Source organism: Mycobacterium sp. E2497 (assembly GCF_001668695.1).
GTDB lineage: Bacteria > Actinomycetota > Actinomycetes > Mycobacteriales > Mycobacteriaceae > Mycobacterium.
Map to the genome: position 1 here is coordinate 15,270 of NZ_LZKD01000222.1, position 16,540 is coordinate 31,809.

Annotated in this window: 16 protein-coding genes; 5 read left to right on the top strand and 11 right to left on the bottom strand. The window is 67.5% G+C overall.

Annotated elements, in window-relative coordinates:
• Positions 1-115 precede the first annotated feature (115 nt).
• The 4 genes from A5713_RS20200 to A5713_RS20215 all read right to left on the bottom strand — a co-directional run bounded on the left by A5713_RS20200 (position 116) and on the right by A5713_RS20215 (position 2,799).
• Complete coding sequence (locus A5713_RS20200) at positions 116-622, bottom strand: flavodoxin domain-containing protein (protein WP_197516422.1); 507 nt, start codon at positions 620-622, stop codon at positions 116-118.
• Entirely contained in the window at positions 622-1,164 is a 543-nt protein-coding gene (locus A5713_RS20205; RefSeq protein ID WP_068098140.1) for a hypothetical protein, read from the bottom strand. Before A5713_RS20205 ends, A5713_RS20200 begins: the two co-directional genes overlap by 1 nt.
• Before the next feature lie 208 nt (positions 1,165-1,372).
• Complete coding sequence (locus tag A5713_RS20210; protein ID WP_156751960.1) at positions 1,373-2,047, bottom strand: hypothetical protein; 675 nt, start codon at positions 2,045-2,047, stop codon at positions 1,373-1,375.
• 89 nt (positions 2,048-2,136) lie between these two features.
• A complete protein-coding gene (locus A5713_RS20215; protein ID WP_068098141.1) occupies positions 2,137-2,799 on the bottom strand; it encodes a TetR/AcrR family transcriptional regulator in 663 nt (220 codons plus the stop codon).
• Positions 2,800-3,017: 218 nt separating this feature from the next.
• On the opposite strand from A5713_RS20215, the gene A5713_RS20220 reads away from it, so the two are divergent.
• Positions 3,018-6,047, top strand: a complete 3,030-nt coding sequence (locus tag A5713_RS20220; RefSeq protein ID WP_082973061.1) for an RND family transporter — start codon at positions 3,018-3,020, stop codon at positions 6,045-6,047.
• Between the two features lie 132 nt (positions 6,048-6,179).
• The gene (locus tag A5713_RS20225) at positions 6,180-6,677 is read left to right on the top strand and encodes a nitroreductase family deazaflavin-dependent oxidoreductase (protein WP_082973062.1); all 498 of its coding nucleotides are present in this window, start codon (positions 6,180-6,182) and stop codon (positions 6,675-6,677) included.
• 3 nt (positions 6,678-6,680) lie between these two features.
• On the opposite strand, the gene A5713_RS20230 is transcribed toward A5713_RS20225, so the two are convergent.
• On the bottom strand, positions 6,681-7,301 hold the full coding sequence (locus tag A5713_RS20230) for a TetR/AcrR family transcriptional regulator (RefSeq protein ID WP_068098142.1): 621 nt from the start codon (positions 7,299-7,301) through the stop codon (positions 6,681-6,683).
• A 65-nt stretch (positions 7,302-7,366) separates the two neighbouring features.
• On the opposite strand from A5713_RS20230, the gene A5713_RS20235 reads away from it, so the two are divergent.
• The 3 genes from A5713_RS20235 (at position 7,367) to fadD1 (ending at position 11,101) form a co-directional block, all read left to right on the top strand.
• Positions 7,367-8,197: an alpha/beta fold hydrolase gene (locus A5713_RS20235; protein ID WP_068098143.1), complete on the top strand. Its 831-nt coding sequence runs from the start codon at positions 7,367-7,369 to the stop codon at positions 8,195-8,197.
• 75 nt (positions 8,198-8,272) lie between these two features.
• Positions 8,273-9,034: an SDR family NAD(P)-dependent oxidoreductase gene (locus tag A5713_RS20240; RefSeq protein ID WP_068098144.1), complete on the top strand. Its 762-nt coding sequence runs from the start codon at positions 8,273-8,275 to the stop codon at positions 9,032-9,034.
• 423 nt (positions 9,035-9,457) lie between these two features.
• Positions 9,458-11,101, top strand: coding sequence for a fatty-acid--CoA ligase FadD1 (fadD1, locus tag A5713_RS20245; RefSeq protein WP_068098145.1), 1,644 nt, complete (start codon positions 9,458-9,460; stop codon positions 11,099-11,101).
• On the opposite strand, the gene A5713_RS20250 is transcribed toward fadD1, so the two are convergent.
• The 6 genes from A5713_RS20250 to A5713_RS20275 form a co-directional block, all read right to left on the bottom strand.
• Positions 11,040-11,693, bottom strand: a complete 654-nt coding sequence (locus A5713_RS20250; protein ID WP_068098146.1) for a MarR family transcriptional regulator — start codon at positions 11,691-11,693, stop codon at positions 11,040-11,042. The genes fadD1 and A5713_RS20250 overlap by 62 nt on opposite strands.
• Positions 11,690-12,121, bottom strand: a complete 432-nt coding sequence (locus tag A5713_RS20255) for a Zn-ribbon domain-containing OB-fold protein (RefSeq protein WP_068098147.1) — start codon at positions 12,119-12,121, stop codon at positions 11,690-11,692. Before A5713_RS20255 ends, A5713_RS20250 begins: the two co-directional genes overlap by 4 nt.
• Positions 12,118-13,278, bottom strand: a complete 1,161-nt coding sequence (locus A5713_RS20260; protein ID WP_068098148.1) for a thiolase family protein — start codon at positions 13,276-13,278, stop codon at positions 12,118-12,120. Before A5713_RS20260 ends, A5713_RS20255 begins: the two co-directional genes overlap by 4 nt.
• Positions 13,279-13,301: 23 nt before the next feature.
• Positions 13,302-13,637, bottom strand: a complete 336-nt coding sequence (locus A5713_RS20265; protein WP_068098149.1) for a hypothetical protein — start codon at positions 13,635-13,637, stop codon at positions 13,302-13,304.
• A 1-nt stretch (position 13,638) separates the two neighbouring features.
• Positions 13,639-15,966, bottom strand: a complete 2,328-nt coding sequence (locus A5713_RS20270) for a CoA transferase (protein ID WP_068098150.1) — start codon at positions 15,964-15,966, stop codon at positions 13,639-13,641.
• Positions 15,967-15,968: 2 nt separating this feature from the next.
• Positions 15,969-16,540: amidohydrolase family protein (locus A5713_RS20275; RefSeq protein ID WP_156751961.1), on the bottom strand; the 572-nt coding region annotated here is incomplete at its 5' end.

The window sequence follows — 16,540 nt, forward strand, 5'->3', positions numbered from 1 at the left end:
GCGCAGAAAGCACAACGCGCCCGAGCCGGCGCTGGTCGAAGACCAGGCCATCGCCACGCTCGCCTTCACCAACGGGATCATGGCGAGTGACTCCGACGACGCCGGTGACCGGCCCCTATGTCTGGCCGACGTTCTCGGACCGGCTCAATTCGGCAACGACTGTGGTGACCCAGCGCCGCACGTGCGCGGGGCTGCGCCAGTCGCCGGCCTTGTTCTTCGCCATCGCGCTGGCGGGGAAGCCTTTCGCGTCAGGCGCCAGAAACCCGCCGAAGGTCACATGACCGCGGGCGCCCACGCGGTCAGCCAATTTCGCGACTTGCTTCGTGGGCGGGATGTCGTGCTCCTCGGCTGAACCATCCAGGGGACCGCTACTGACCAGCCAAACCGGCAAGCCACGTAACGCCGACGCGTGGCGGCGCACGAAGCGTCGCGCGTGGTGGTGCCACCTGTTGGCGTACAGACCGCCGGCGACGATCACCGCGCCGACGTCGCCGAAGTCCCCAACGTCTTTGGCCGTCATCACTTCGGCCTCACACCCGGCCTCGGTCAGTGCGTCACCGATCATGGCGGCCAACCCGGCGGTACCACCCCGCTTGGAACCGAAACACACCAGGACGCGCATCATCTACTCCCGTCTGCTGTCGCCGCCTCGGCGTCGGCCTTGATCGCCCAGAGCGTCGCGCGCATGATGTGGGCGACGAAGGGCCGGATCAGCCACCAGTAACGCAGGAACCGCCGTCGTGAATCCGGATCCGTTGTCGTGGTCCGGCATTGGTAGCTCAGCGCGGTGTGATCCGGCCCGCAGGGCAACACCGAAAAGTTTGCGGCGATCTTTCCCCAACCAGGTTCGTGGAAGCCGCCGAAGTCCGCCGGTGCGACGTCACGCCATTCGATGACCGGCCGCCAAAACTTGCCGACGGCGCCGAAGGCGATCTCGCGGTCGGGTTGTTCACCAAGCGGCAACCAGCCCGGCAAAGCGATCGGCTCGGACATCACGAGTCGCGGTGGCGTGGGGCCGGCCCTTCCCCTCAACCGCTCCGGCAGGCCGCGAATCCACATCGACGCCGTCAACAGCGGCGTGCGTACGGTGAGCAAGTCCAGCGCTCTGGCCGCCTGGAAAGTCGTCGACACGTCCGCGGCCACCATCACCTGCTCAGCGATCATCGTGTCGAATATCGGAACAGCCGCTTCGATCAGGAGACGTTGTGGGCGGACTTGCGCCATAACGCAATCGTCTATTCAGCCGTCGTCGGGTTCTAGGGTCGCTGTTCCCTTCCGCATAGGACGTTTGGCACACCACTGTGCGCTTCTCGTCGGGGTTTGATCCCGCTCTTTACCAGGCCCTGCTGAGCAGCCACGAAAAGCCTTGCAATCATCCAGGACCCGGCAGGGCCTCGGCGCGTTGTTTGATGCCGAGCATCATCTTGCGGACCATCGCGAAATGCAGCGGTTCTCCGATTCCGTAGTCGATGATCGCACCCGCCGTACGAAGCATTCCGGAGCGACGGGGCGCCAGTGACCGCAACCATCCCGCATCCCGGTCGCGAACCAACAGCCGGGTGCGGTTTTCGTCCAACGGCAACAATACGAATGCCCACGTTCCGATCACCAGTGCACGCTCGGGCTCGAGAACCGTCACCGGACTGCCGATCTGCATCGGCCCGAACGACCCCGTGTTGATCCGATCGCCGAGCGCGATCTTCTGCAGTTCGGGATGGATGCGGGTGGCGGAGCGATTCCCCTCGATGTAGTGCACGGTGCCGGGGAACAGGTACCGTTCGATCCAGTCGTAGCTGTAGAAGCCTGCCCGGCGATCGCCGATCTGCACAAGCCATGGCCATATCGCGGCGGCCGGCGCGTTGACGGTCAGTGCCCGCGTGTGGTGAGTCATGACGTCGGCGACTATCTCGTCGCCCGCCAATGGCATCCGTTGCTCGGCTTCGGTGGCGCCCCAGTCCAAAATGGCGGGCCTGATCAACGTGTCGTAGGCGATCAATCCGAGAACCGTAACGATCAACCTCGTCGTCTTGGGCTTCGCGCGGGACACGAGACCAACGTAGATCCTTCCGCGACTTTCGCGATGGGCCTTGGTCATCGGCAAGAGGTGCTGTTGCCCGGCACGCGCTCGGTCTGCTGCTAGGGCTTTTCAACGTGTCCGTCGCGGCTTGGGCGCGTGAGTTGGCGGTCAAGCGCGCCGGTGATGTCCGTGGTGGTCACGACGAGGGCGGTCATGAACTCGATGAGCTGAGGTTGACTGACATCGATTTGGTGTCGGTACCACTGGGCGGTCAGCTCAAGGAGGCCCGCGACGACCGTCAACGCGGTCAGCATGATGTTGTCGTCGGCGCCGGCGGCCTCGCCGAGCAGCGCTCGCACCTGCCCGACCATGACCTGAGTGAGGACGCCGATCACCTCGTGCCGCCGGGCGGCGAGCGCCTCTGCCGTTTGCAGCTCGATCAGGAGCCGCGGGCGCCGCGGATCTTCGTCAATGAAGCCGAAAGCGAACTCGAGGACGGCCCGAACGCGCGCCTTGAGTTCGTGCGGTGACTCCGCGACCGTCGCCATGATCCCCGTCAGCGCACGGTTGAACTGGTCTTCGAAAGTGGCGATCAGTAACTCATGGCAGTCGCGGAAGCTCTCGTAGAAGTAGCGGTCATTGAGCCCCGCGCTCGCGCTGACCGCCCGTACCCGCAGGTTGCTCACCCCGTGCTCGGCGATGGTGTCGAACGCGGCCTCGATGAGTTGCCCGCGGCGCTGTTCACGCCGCTGATCAGCGGTTAGGCCGCGATGCACTGCCATTCGAGAACCAGCTCCTTCTTTTCGTTCGGCTCGCGAACTTGCGCTCGCGCCCAGCTTTGGTGAAGGATCTCACCAAAGCGCTTTGGTGAACCGCTTCACCAAACCATCATAGGGGGAGCTGTGAGACGGGGGACCTTTTCGGGGATCGGCGTGACCTGCTGCCGACCGAACCATGCCGATGTTGTTCGCAGCGGGTGGCCGTTGGTCAGGGGACTACGGTGACACGATTCGTCGACGCGGTCCGACGTCCACCGGGGCATACCGATCGGCCGCTTGCGCGCACCGGTGAATACAGCGCACGCCTTGCCGCATTGGGCGGATTCGCCGTCCGGCGCAAAGCCTTGGTGATCGGCACGTGGATCGGCGTGGCGGCGATCCTCGCCGTCGCCTTCCCACAGCTGGAGACCGTCGTGCGTCAGCAATCGGTCCAGCTCTTGCCCGGTGACGTGGCGTCGTTTCAAGCGCTTGACCGGATGGCGGCGGCGTTCGACGAACGGGGCGCCAAGACCTCGATCGTCATCGCGATGGAAGACCCCGCGGGGCTGACCCCGGCCGCGCGACAACGCTACGACGCACTCGTGACCGCGCTGCGCGCCGACAAGACGCACGTTCTGTTGGTGCAGGACCTCCTTGCCGAGCCCACCACCAGAAGCCGCGCGGTGAGTAAAGACGGGAAGGCGTGGTTCCTGCCCATCGGGATCGTCGGCACCCTGGGCGATCCCATGTCAGCCGAATCGGTCGATGCCGTGCGCGCGCGCGTCTCCTCCGTCGTCACCGGGTCATCGACCATCGCCTACGTCACCGGCCCGGCCGCCACGTTCCGTGATCAGATCGGCTCCGGCGAGCACGAACTGCTCCTCATCTCCGTGGCGACCGCCGCCTTGATCGGACTCATCCTGCTGCTGGTATACCGGTCGGTGGCCACCGCCCTGCTGCCGCTATTGGTCATCGGTGCGAGCGTGGCCGTCGGCCGAGGCGTTCTCTCGGCACTCGGTGAATTCGGCGTTCCAGTATCACAATTCACCATCGCGTTCATGACCGCGGTTCTGTTGGGCGCCGGCACCGACTACAGCGTGTTCTTGATCAGCCGCTATCACGAACAACGACGACATGGAAACGCCCCAGAACAGGCCATCATCCACGCTTGCGGCAGCATCGGTCGCGTCATCTTGGCTTCCGCGGCCACTGTCGCTTTGGCGCTGGCGTCCATGGTGTTCGCTCGCCTGAGCGTCTTCCAGGGCGTTGGCCCCGCTTGTGGGATAGCGGTGCTGATTGGATTCCTGGCCACCATCACACTCCTCCCGCCGCTGTTGGCGCTGGCGGCCAGCCGCGGCATCGCGGAGCCCCGCGCCGACCTGTCTCGCCGGTACTGGAACCCGATCGCCGTCATGGTGGTACGACGGCCAATGCCGGTGCTGGTCGCAAGCCTGGTGGTGCTGCTGGCGCTGGCCGGCGTCGTGGCCGCCATGACGATCAGCTACGACGATCGCAAAGGACAACCAGGAAGCACCGCAAGCAATCACGGCTATCAGCTGTTGGATCGGCACTTCCCCAAAGACACTGTCATCAACCAATTCCTGCTGGTGCAGTCCGGCACCGACATGCGCACCGCCAAGGGCCTCGCCGACCTCGACGCGCTGGCCTCGCGGGTGGCTCAGCTTCCCGGTGTCACTCGCGTCTCCGGTGTCACCCGCCCGACAGGGGACCGCCTCGATCAGGCGCAATTGTCCTGGCAGAACGGGCAAATCGGCGACAGGATGGCTGGCGCTGTCGCCGATGGCGAATCCCACAGGGACGACCTGGCCAAGCTCACCAACGGCGCCGACCAACTCGCGGCCGGCTTGGGTCAACTCGACACCACGCTGAGGCGTGCGCTCACACCGCTCACCGATCTGTTGAAGCAAGCCGAGAGCAGAGGTCAACAGCTGCAAGGCACCCGCCCCCTGCTGCAACAACTCAACGCCACCGCTCCAGCCGTGGATCAAGCGGTACACACGGGTGCGGGACTGCGGCCCCTGGCCGACCAAGCCGCCACCGCCATTGCGGCCATCGAACCGCTCGTCGAAAGCCTCAACGCCTCACCGTGGTGCGCCACCACACCACAATGCGCGCAACTGCGCGACGAGACCCGGGTGCTCGTCACGTTGCGCAACGGTGGATTCTTCGACCGAGTCGGCGATCTCAGCGATCAGTTCAGACAAACCACCACCCTTGCCAGCACACTGACCGACCTCCAGAACGCCGCCACCACCATGCAGCAGACGCTCGGCACCACAGACGACCCCGCTGACCTCGTCGGCAACATCCATCGCCTGCAAGCCGGCGTCAGCCGACTTGCGTCGGGATCTCAGGCACTGGCCGCCGGGGTACATGCCCTCGCCGACAGCAACATTCGACTGCTGGGCGGCATGAGCCAGATCGCCGCCCAGCTGCAGAACTCCGCTCGTGCCACCTCGGGATCAGACGCCGCTTCCGGCTTCTATCTACCGCCGACCACGTTTGGGAATCGCCAATTCAGTGACCTGGCAAGGCATTTTATTTCTGCCGACGGGCGCACCGCCCGATTCGCCGTCACGTCGTCGTACGACCCTTACTCCGCTGAGGCGATGGCCCTCAACCGCACGATCACCGACACCGCGAACGCCGCCCGGCCCAACACCTCACTGGCCGGCGCCGCCATCTCCGTGGCCGGCTTCACCGCCGTCAACTCCGATCTCCAACACTTGCTGTCCACGGACTTCACCCGCCTGGCCACCGCCACCCTGCTCATCGTGGGCGTCGTCCTGATTCTGCTGCTGCGTGCCGTGGTCGCCCCCGTCTACCTACTGGGCACTGTGGTGTTGAACTATTTCGCCGCACTGGGCCTGGGAGTCCTGGTATTCCAATACGGATTCGGCCACCCCATCGCGTGGCCCGTCCCGCTTCTGGCGTTCATCCTGCTGATAGCCGTCGGCGCGGACTACAACATGCTGGTGATATCCCGGCTGCGCGAAGAATCAGCCCGCAACATGCGCGTCGGCGTTCTGCGCACCGTCACCAGCACCGGCTCCGTTATCACCTCGGCGGGCCTCATCTTCGCCGCGAGCATGTTCGGACTCATGATCGGATCGCTCGACATGATGGTTCAGGCCGGGTTCATCATCGGCTGCGGGCTGCTACTGGATACCTTTGTCGTCCGCACCCTCACCGTTCCCGCCATCGCCACGCTGTTGCGGGAGCGGAGCTGGTGGCCGGCAACGAAGGCGTGATCCGTCAGTCCGGCCCTGAGCCGTTCGTGGTAGCCGATCGGTTGGCCCTACCGAATGGGCACGGGCCTTGGTCCCCGTGATGAGAGTCCTTTGACCGCCGCGGCCACGCACGCCGGAGGATAGCCTCCGACCATGCAGACTGAGCGGACGTCCCATTCGTTAAGAGTGGCTTTCAGGCTTATCTTCCTGCTGAGCTCTTTCGCGGTGGCGTGGCTGCTGATGAGTTATGCACTGGCGAAGATCGTGCAGCGCAATCCGCGCCTGCGCCCCACGCTGCTCAAGCCCTACAACAAGATCATCCGTCCGATGGCGGGCAAGGCCCATTCGCCGTATGCGCTTCTCGAGCACGTCGGTCGTCGATCCGGACGCGCCTACGCGACACCCGTGGGCGCCTTTCCCTACGAGGATGGATTTGTGATCGGGCTCTCGTACGGCGCCGACGTGGACTGGTGCCGAAATGTCATTGCGTCCGGCCGTGCCACGCTGACCTGGCGCGGCCAAACATTCGCTTTGGACCGGCCTGAGATAATCCCCATGAGTCCTGGTGTGCTGCAAGCTATCCCATCGTATTTTCGCCTGCCCGCACGCGAGCTCAAGCAGTTCTTAAGGCTACGCCGATCTGACGGCTGAGGTTCACTGCGACGGATCCGGTTCGCTCAACATCCCGTCGATCAGGCGGTGCAGCACCTGGCGCGTCTCCCGGCGCATGCGCTTCGGGTCGTCGGCGGTGGCGATCAGCATGGCCGCCTCGTCGAGCGCGCCGATGAGCACGTGCGCCAGCGGCCGCACCGGCTGCTTCGGCAACTGGCCGGCCCGGATCGCCTCGGTGAGCAACTGTTCGGTCATGCCCAGGCTGTACCGCTGGGCGACATCGCGAAAGCCGGCCCAGCCCAGCACGCTCGGGGCGTCCAGCAGCATCAGCTGGCGCACCTCGGGGTCACCGGAGACCTCCAGCCACGCGTCGACCGCGGCACGGATCGCGTCCGCCGGCGTGGTCGCCCCGGACTGAGCCACCAGGGTGCCCATCCGGGCCATCACGTCCTGCTCCACGGCTTCGACGACTTCCCGGAAAAGCGTTGCCTTGTCGGCGAATTGGTGGTACATCGCCCCGCGCGTCACCCCCGCGGTGGTCGCGATCTCCGGCGTGCCCACCTCCGCATAGCCCCGCAGCCCCCACAGCTTGCGGGCAGCCGCGATCAGCGCGACACGGGTCGCCGCGGAACGCTCTTCCTGAGTCCGTCTCTTGCTTTCCATACACCCTGTTGGTAACTTACGAACAGACAGCCTGTTTGTAAATGTACTCGAATTAGGAGCCCTTCATGTCGACGATCGACATTAGCGCCGGAACCATCCATTACGAAGCAACCGGACCCGATAACGGCAGGCCGGTGGTCTTCGTGCACGGGTACATGATGGGGGGCGAGCTGTGGCGCAAGGTCAGCCAACGCCTCGCCGACCTCGGGCTGCGCTGCATCGCCCCGACGTGGCCGTTGGGCGCCCATCCGGAACCGTTGCGCCCCGGCGCCGATCGGACCATCACCGGTGTCGCGGGCATGGTCGCCGAGGTGCTGGCCGCCCTCGACCTCGAGGACGTGGTGCTCGTCGGCAACGACACCGGCGGGGTCGTCACCCAACTGGTCGCCGTCCACCACCCCGAGCGCCTCGGCGCGCTGGTGCTCACGAGTTGCGATGCGTTCGAACACTTTCCACCGCCGATCCTCAAACCGGTGATCCTGGCGGCCAAGTCGAAGGCGACCTTCCGGGGCGTCGCCCAGGCCATGCGATTGCCGGCCGCGCGCAAGCGCGCGTTCGACGGGCTGGCCCACCGCAACATCGACGACCTCACCGAGGCCTGGGTGCGCCCGGGCCTGTCCGACGCCCGCATCGCCGAAGACCTACGCCAGTTCACGTTGTCCATGCGCACCGAGGTGACGACGGGGGTGGCGGCCCGGCTGCCCGAGTTCGACAAGCCCACCCTGATCGCGTGGTCGGCCGACGACGTGTTCTTCGAGCAGGAGGATGGCGTCCGGCTGGCCGCCACCATCCCCCACGCCCACCTGGAGGTCATCGAGGGGGCCAGGACTTTCTCGATGATCGACCAGCCGGACCGACTGGCAGGGCTGTTGTCGACGATCGCGGTGCGCACGTAACGCCTGCTGCCTCGCGCGCGTAACGCCACGGCGAAGAATCGAGCAGGATTTCGCCGTGGCGTTACGCTCGCGGGCATGGAAGACGTGCTGCAAGGCCGGCGGATCCTGGTGACCGGCGGAGCGACCGGAATCGGCGCGGCCGCCGTGGGCGCCCTCACCGAGGCGGGGGCCGACGTCGCCGCCACCTATCACCGGACCCCGCCGCCGGAGGACCTTGCGGCCAGCTGGCTGCAGTGCGACGTGCGCGACGCCGACGCCGTCTCGGCGATGGTGCGGAAGGCCGCCGAACGCCTCGGCGGGCTCGACGTGCTGGTCAACGCCGCGGGCCTCTGGCAGGCCGGGATCCCCGGCTACATCGGCGTCGACGAGATCTCGTTCTTGTTGGACACCAACGTGAAGGCGACCATCCTCACCAACCAGGCCGCCTACGCGGTGATGAAGGAGCAAGACCCCAAGGGCGGCAGGATCATCAACTTCGGCTCCTCGGAAGCCGTTATGGGCAGCCCGATCTCGGCCGTCTACGCCGCGACCAAGGGCGCGGTGCAGGCGTGGACGCGCTCGGCCGCCAAGGCCTGGGCGGGAGACAAGATCACCGTCAACGCTCTGGCGCCGGCGGTGCAGACGGCCGGCGCCGACCGGCTGCGTGAGTTCCTCGGCCCCGACGCGAGCGCGTTGATCGACCAGCAGATGCAGATGATGATCCCGTTGGGCGGGGCGCTGGGCGACCCCGCCCGCGACCTCGGCCCGATGCTGGTCTTTCTCGCCGGTCCGGGTTCCGGGTTCATCACCGGGCAGCTTCTGGCCGTCGATGGCGGCCTGATGATGGTGGGCGGATAGCGCCGGGCGCCCGCTCGGTGATCGCCACGTCGGCTCTGACAGTGGCGCCAATGGAATCAGCGTTCCTGGTGGTCGTTCGGCGCGGCCGGCCGGCCACGGTGGCGCCGCCGGTCGGTGAGATCGCGCGATCGTGGTTGTGAGGCTTGGCGATGAAGCTCTCGGGCTCGGTTCCTGAGCAGAATCAGCGAGCGGTGCAACTCAAACAGCATGAGGCTATGGTCGCCGTTCTATGCGGCCGGGGCAGCTGTACACGCAGTGTTCGAGAGGGAAGCCTGGGAGAATCCGGCGTGAAGAGTTCCACAACACGAGGTGGTGGGCGGCCCATCGGTCCGGACTGCGAACGGCGGCGCGGGGCCCGCTACCATAAGACGGACCGTCTCGTCTCGCAGTGGGCCCGGGCATAGTGAAGGTGATTTGAGACCGATGACCGACGACACCATTCAAGCGCTGCTGCGCAAGCGCTTGTCCGACCCGGGCGTCGCGGTCAAACATCGCGCCCTGCAGTGGAGTTGGAGTCAGTACCTGGCCGGATCGGCGCAGCGGGCCGCGGCCCTGATCTCCGCCGCCGATCCGAACCGGCCGATGCACGTGGGCGTCCTGTTGGGAAACAACCCCGAAATGCTGGCCCAGATGGCGGCCGCCGGCCTGGGCGGCTACGTCCTGTGCGGCCTGAACAACACCCGGCGAGGCGAGGCGCTCGCGGCCGACGTCCGGCGCGCACATTGCCAGTTCCTGGTGACCGATGACCAACACCGGCCGCTGCTGGACGGCCTGGACCTGAAGGGCACCCAGATCCTCGACACCTCGAGCCCGCAGTGGGCCGAGTTCGTCGAAGGTGCGGGCGAGCTGGTGCCGCACCGGCAGGTGACCGCGACCGACCCGTTCATGATGATCTTCACGTCGGGCACCAGCGGGAACCCCAAGGCGGTGCAGGTGTCGCACCTGATGGCGATGTTCGCCGGCATCAACCTGGTTCAACGCTTCGAGCTGTCCGAGCGGGACACCTGCTACGTGTCGATGCCGCTGTTCCACTCCAACGCGGTCGTCGCCGGTTGGGCGCCCGCGGTGGTCTCCGGCGCCGCGATCGTGCCGGCGAAGTTCTCGGCGAGCAGCTTCCTCGACGACATCCGCCACTACGGTGCGACGTACATGAACTACGTGGGCAAGCCGCTGGCCTACATCCTGGCCACGCCCGAGCGCGACGACGATGCCGACAACCCGCTGCGGGTGGCGTTCGGCAACGAGGCCAACGACAAGGACATCGAGGAGTTCGGGCGCCGCTTCGCTGTGCAGGTCGAGGACGGCTTCGGCTCGACGGAGAACGCGGTCATCGTGATCCGCGAACCAGGCACGCCGAAAGGGTCGATCGGCAAAGGGGTCGACGGGGTGGCGATCTACAACAGCGAGACCGTGACCGAGTGCGCGGTCGCGCGCTTCGACGCCGACGGCGCCCTGGTCAATGCCGACGAAGCGGTCGGCGAGTTGGTCAACACGGCGGGCTCGGGGTTTTTCACCGGGTACTACAACGACCCGGAGGCCAACGCCGAGCGGATGCGGCACGGCATGTACTGGTCGGGCGACCTGGCCTACCGCGACTCCGAAGGGTGGATATACCTGGCCGGCCGCACCGCCGACTGGATGAGGGTCGACGGGGAGAATCTGGCCGCCGCGCCGATCGAGCGGATCCTGTTGCGGCACAGCGCGATCAACCGGGTAGCGGTATACGCCGTCCCGGACGGACGCGTCGGTGACCAGGTGATGGCGGCGATCGTGCTCAACGAGGGGCACACCCTGGACCCCGACGCGTTCGAGGCATTCCTCGACGCTCAGCCCGACCTGTCCCCGAAGGCGCGCCCGCGGTACGTCCGCATCGCCACCGACCTGCCCAGCACCGCCACGCACAAGGTGCTCAAACGCCAGCTGATCGCCGAAGGGACGGGCATCGGCGATGGGGAGGTGCTGTGGGAGCGCGAGCCGCGCGGGACCGCCTACGCGGTCGCGACGCCTAGACCGGGCTCGGAGGCACTCGACGGCGGATCTGGCCCTTCGGCCGTCGCACCCGCTTGACCGGGTCGCGCGTTGTGCCGCAGGCGATCTCGTCGCGCAACTGCGCGATGTTGGACAGCTCCGCGTACAGCCCGCGGATCGCGTAATCCAGGACGGCGAACGAGAAGCGCTGGTCCGGGTCGGCGCTGATGCCGAGTTCATGCGACCGCTGCCGCGACCACAACGCCTCGTCCAGCCGCGCCCGGGTCGCCTCGAGATGGCGGTCCAACGTGTCGACGATGAGTTCTGGGTCCCCGCCCCGGGCGAGCCAGGTTCGCAGGATCACGGGGTGCTTGATGACGACCTGGTCGTCACCCGGGAAGTGCTGCACCCACCGCCGCAGTGCGTCGAGCCCGGCATCGGTGGTCTCGTAGAGCGTGATCGACCGCTTGCCCGATTTGGCGCCGATCTCGCCGACCATGCCGCGCGCGAGCAGCCGGTTGAGTTCGCGCCGCACGTGACTGACGGACGGCGACCAATAGAAATGGCCGACGGACAGCTCGGCGCGCAGCTTGATCTCGCCCGCGGTGAGCTGCTCGTCGTTGGCGGCGAGCACGCCCAGCACCAGGTAGGCCGTTACCGGCAGGCCGTTGGTGGTGCGCCGGGGGCTCACGGCTGCTCGTCCTGCCCGGTGAAGTAGGGCAGGGTGACGTCGGGTCCGACGGCATGAAACGACACCCGTACTCGCATGCCTATCCGCAACTCCCCCGGCGCGACACCGATGACGTTGGTCAGCATCTGATATCCCTCGTCCAGCGTGACGATGGCGGGCGCGTAGGGCGGGGAGAATTCCGCCGTCACCGGCCGGTGAACCACCGTCCAGCTGTAGATCTCGCCCACCCCCGCGCTGAGCTCCCAATGCACTTGCGCCGAAAGGCATTGGCGGCAGTGCTCGGTCGGCGGGAAGTTCGCCAGGCCGCAGGTCCCGCAGCGTTGATACCGCAATTCACCGGACCGGCAGCCCTCCCAGAAGGGAACGCTGAGGTGGCTACTCGCGTGGGGCACCGGCCCGCTCTGCGGGTGCAAAGCATCGGAAGTCACAGCGGTTCGTCTCCCAGGAGCAGCAGTGTGGTGAACAAGGCGCCCGCTCCCCCGTTGCTGCACAACGCGATGTGCGCGTCGGGAACCTGGAGATCGCCCGCCTGTCCACGCAGCTGCTGGACGGCCCGGACGGCCCGCTGCATCATCTGCGGATTGGAGCCCGCGTGGCTGAACGACATGGTCCCTCCGTCGGTGGTGATGGGGTGGCTGCCGTCGATGGCGATGTGGCCGTCGGCGACGAACGGACCGCCCTCGCCCTCGCCGCAGAACCCGAACGCCTCGAGCTGGCGGATGATCTCGAAAGAGAACGGGTCGTAGAGCTCCAGCACGTCGACGTCGTCGGGCCGCAGCCCGGCGTGGCCGAACGCCCGCTCGGCGGCGCGCCTGCCGACCACGCCGTTCACGTGTCCGTCCCGCCGCCCGGCGAGGTCCCACGCCGGCGGGTGCTGGTAGGACGGGCCGTGGAAGTCGGCGCCGCTGCCCAGCACATAGACGGGTTGGCTTGCGCCGCCGGCCTTTTCGACGTCAGCCACGACCAGGGCGCACCCACCTTCGGAGGTGGTGGCGCAGTCCAGGAGGTGGAAGGGGTCCGCGATGGGCCGCGATGCGGTGATGTCGTCCGGCGTGAAGGGTCCGCGTTGGTAGTAGACGGCTTCGGGGTTGCGCGATCCGTTGTTGCGGATGGTGGCGGCGACGATCGACAGTTGTTCGCGCGTGGTGCCGTAGGTGTGCATGTGGCGGCGCGCGATGAGCGCGAACTCGGCGGTGGTGAACATGCCCCAGGGCGCGACGAATTCGTTTTCCGGCCGGGTCCAGGGCGCCGTCGCCTCGTGGTCGCGGTACTCGCCCGCCTGGGCGGCGACGAGCACCACCACGTCGGCCATGCCGTGTTCGATCGCGGTGACGGCCTCGGTGATCATGCCGACACCGAAGGCGAGTCCCTGCCACGCCGGGCCGAGGCGCAGGTCGTAGATGAGGGTGGTGGACAGCGGGCCCGCGCTGATCCCGTCGACGTCGTCCAGGCTCAGCCCGGCGTCGTCGAGCGCGCCGCGGATGGCGCTCAGGGTCAGGGTCCGCGAGGTCTCGCCGTCAAGGCGCCGGCCCTGCCGAGTGTTGTGCACGCCGACGATCGCCGCGGTCCGTTTCGTCGCTGCCAACTCGGTGATCCTTCGCCGTCGCTCTAGTTTTCGTCCGCCACGACGCCGAGGTAGGTGCCGACGACGTCGTACTGTCGCCCGTCGCGGGTGATCGTCCCGATCGTCGTGGCGCGGGCGCCGGTCGGCGGGCCGCCGGTGCCCCTCTTCACGATGTCGATCCGCACGTCGACGGGCCGCGCGGTCTGTGGGTCGGTGATCTCGACGACCATCGCGACCGCACGCTCCCGCTCGTCCCACTCGACAGTGGTGATGCGGTGTCGTGCGGTCAACTCGATCACCACGGAGTCCTGGCGGACCAAAAAGCGCACCGGGGCGCACAATTCGCCGGCGCGCGGTGGGACGCAGAGGGTGACCGCCATGTCACAGGCCCGCCGGCCGGGCGCTGATGGTTCCGGACTCCCGCAGCGCGGCCAGGTCCTGATGGCTGCGTCCCAGCACGCCCGTCAGGACCTCCTCGGTGTGCTGGCCGTACAGCGGCGGTATCCGGCGGATCCACCGCCGCGGTCGGCCCAGGAAGGCGAACGGCATTCCGGTGCACAGGAAGGAGCCGGCGACCGGATGGTCGACGGTTTCCCAGAAGCCCCGCGCGTGCAGGTGCTGGTCGCTCAGCAGGGCCGGGGCCGGCGTGACCGGCGCCGCGGCCGCCCCCGCGGCACGCAGCGCTTCGACCGCGTCGCCCACCGACCGCCCGGCGGTCCAGTCGGAGATCAGCTTGTCGACTTCGTCCGGCCGGTCCCGCCAGTCGGCGGGCCGCAGGTCCGGTCGGCCCAGCAGCCGCGCCAGGGCCGCGCGGGCGGCCTCGTTCGTCGCGGCCAGCGCGACCCACTCGTCGTCGCCCCGGCAGCGGTAGACCCCTTGGGGGCTGGCATCCGGGCCGCGATTCCCGTTGCGCCGCATTCGGATTCCGAATCGCGAATACTCCAGCACCATCTCGGCGGCGACGTTCAACGCCGCCTCGACCATGGTGGACTCGACATGCATCCCGTTTCCGTCGCGGTCGCGGATCACCAGTGCGGCCACCGCGGCGAACGCCGCGTGCAGACCCGCGATCGGATCGCACACGCCGCGGGGAATCACCGGTGGCCCGTCGGCGTGCCCGGTCATCCACGCCATGCCGGTCGCCTGTTCCATCGTCTGGGCGAAGCCCACGCGGTCACGCCAGGGGCCGTCGAGGCCGAAGGCGGGCATCCGCACCATGATGGCGCGGGGGTTGGCCGCGCGCACGGCATCCCAGCCCAGGCCGAAGTTCGTCATCACCCGCGGCGAGAAGTTCTCGATGACCAGATCGCTTGCGGCCACCAGCTCCAGCGCGATCGCCCGCCCCGCCTCGGTGCTGAGCTCGACGCTGACGGCGCGTTTGTTGTTGTTGCTGCACAGAAAGACCGGGCCCCACTCCCACCACTGGTCCCAGCTGGGTGGACGGCCGGCGGAGAACCGCATGCCGTCGGGCCGCCGGACCCCCTCGACTTTGATCACGTCGGCGCCCAGGGCGCCCAGCAGCTGAGTGGCGACCGGTCCCGCCCAGAACGCGGTGAAATCGGTTATCCGCGTGTCCGCCAGCGGCAGCGTGTCCGCCCCGCGGCGGGGGATGTGCCGTGGTGGCCACTCGACGCGGCCGTTGTCGGCACCGAGCCGCGGCGCCGGTCCCGGCGGCCTGGTCGTTATCGCGTCGCTGCGATAGGGCACCCTCGGCTGCAACCCACCGGCCGCGGATTCGACGAACACCCCGCGCTCCACGAAATGGTCGATGTGAGGGAGCATTTCGGGTGTCCCGATCGGTGCCACCGGGATGCGGAAGGCGACCGCGAGGTCGACGATCTCCTGGGTGGTGCGCGACTGGGTCCACTGCGTGACCATGCCGAGGAATTCGTCGCGGCGGGCGACGCGGCCGTCGAACGAGGCCAGCTCGACGTCGTCAAGGAGATCGGGGCGGTCGATGAGCACCAGGAAGTCCTGGAACTGCTGCGCGGTGATGGTGCAGAAGCCGACCATGCCGTCGGCCGTGGGGACGATCGAGGGCAGCTCCAGGCTGCGCCGGCCCAACAGGGAATCCGCGCCCAAAACGCTGGCCGACATGGCGGACAGGCCGCCCATCGCAATCACCATCGCCTCGTAGGTCGAGACGTCGATGACCTCGCCCCGGCCGCCCCGGGCGGCGTGCCGGGCGGTCGCCGCGGCGACCGCGGCCGCGAAGGTGCCCGCCAACCACTCGCCGAGCTGACCGCCTGCCTGCACCGGTTCGTCCTCCGGCCAGCCCCGGCCGGCCGTCGAGCCGCACAACGCCTGCAGGATGAACTCGTTGGCGAGCACCCGGTCGTCGACGTAGGGTCCCGTCGTGCCGAACGGTGTCACGACCACCACCACGGTCGAACCGGCGGTGTGGGCGGTGATGCGGTCGAGCGTCCAACCGTCGGTCAAGTCGGTGAGCACGATGTCGGCACCGGCCAGCAGCGCGGTGATCTCCGCCCCGCCGTTGTCGAGCACCGATTTCTTGCCGGCGGCCAGGTAAGCGAACAACGCCCCGGGTGGGCCGCCGGCAGATCGCCGACGGATCGAATCACCTTGTGGCGATTCGACCTTCACAACGTCGGCGCCCGCGTCGGCGAACATCTTGCCGCAGTAGGACACGGCGATCCCGTTGGAGAGCTCCAGCACACGCCAGTCGGCGAACGGCGCCCATGCTGCCACGTTCAGTTGCCCAGGGTTGTGGTACGCCCCGATATTCCGGCGGCTTCGGCCGTCACCTGCGACTGCAGGGCGAATTGCGTCATCCGGGTCCACGCGTCCCGGTCGCGCTGGCTCGCGCGGCGGCCGACGTGCGTCACCACGTCGACATCGGCGGCTTGGGCGCGCAGGTAACCGGCGCGGGCGTGTTCCTTGGGGATGTGCTGGAACGGGTCGAACGAGTATGCGGCCATGGCGTTTTGGTGGGTGATCTTGTCGATGACCCGGTCATCGAGATGCCCCATGGTCTCCATCACGTCCTCGGGCGCGAACGGCCAGTTGCTGTCCGAGTGGGGAAAGTCGGACTCCCAGCACAGCATGTCCTCGTTGAACGATTCCATGTTGCGCACGCCGACCTTGTCGCTGATGAAGCACGTGTAGAAGTGCCGCTTGAACACGTCGGTAGGCCCGCGGTAACCGGGCGGGAACTTGGCCTGCGTCCACCCCGAATGGCGGTTGTAGACGTGTTCGGCGCGCCACAGGAAATACGGTATCCAGCCGACGTCGCCCTCGGTGAGCGAGAACTTCAGCTGGGGGA

Coding starts and splice junctions, on each gene's coding strand:
- fadD1 (WP_068098145.1), top strand. CDS start 9,458: ATGACCGACGACACCATTCAAGCGCTGCTGCGCAAGCGCTTGTCCGAC.
- A5713_RS20205 (WP_068098140.1), bottom strand. CDS start 1,164: ATGATCGCTGAGCAGGTGATGGTGGCCGCGGACGTGTCGACGACTTTC.
- A5713_RS20235 (WP_068098143.1), top strand. CDS start 7,367: ATGTCGACGATCGACATTAGCGCCGGAACCATCCATTACGAAGCAACC.
- A5713_RS20230 (WP_068098142.1), bottom strand. CDS start 7,301: ATGGAAAGCAAGAGACGGACTCAGGAAGAGCGTTCCGCGGCGACCCGT.
- A5713_RS20265 (WP_068098149.1), bottom strand. CDS start 13,637: ATGGCGGTCACCCTCTGCGTCCCACCGCGCGCCGGCGAATTGTGCGCC.
- A5713_RS20225 (WP_082973062.1), top strand. CDS start 6,180: ATGCAGACTGAGCGGACGTCCCATTCGTTAAGAGTGGCTTTCAGGCTT.
- A5713_RS20215 (WP_068098141.1), bottom strand. CDS start 2,799: ATGGCAGTGCATCGCGGCCTAACCGCTGATCAGCGGCGTGAACAGCGC.
- A5713_RS20240 (WP_068098144.1), top strand. CDS start 8,273: ATGGAAGACGTGCTGCAAGGCCGGCGGATCCTGGTGACCGGCGGAGCG.
- A5713_RS20200 (WP_197516422.1), bottom strand. CDS start 622: ATGCGCGTCCTGGTGTGTTTCGGTTCCAAGCGGGGTGGTACCGCCGGG.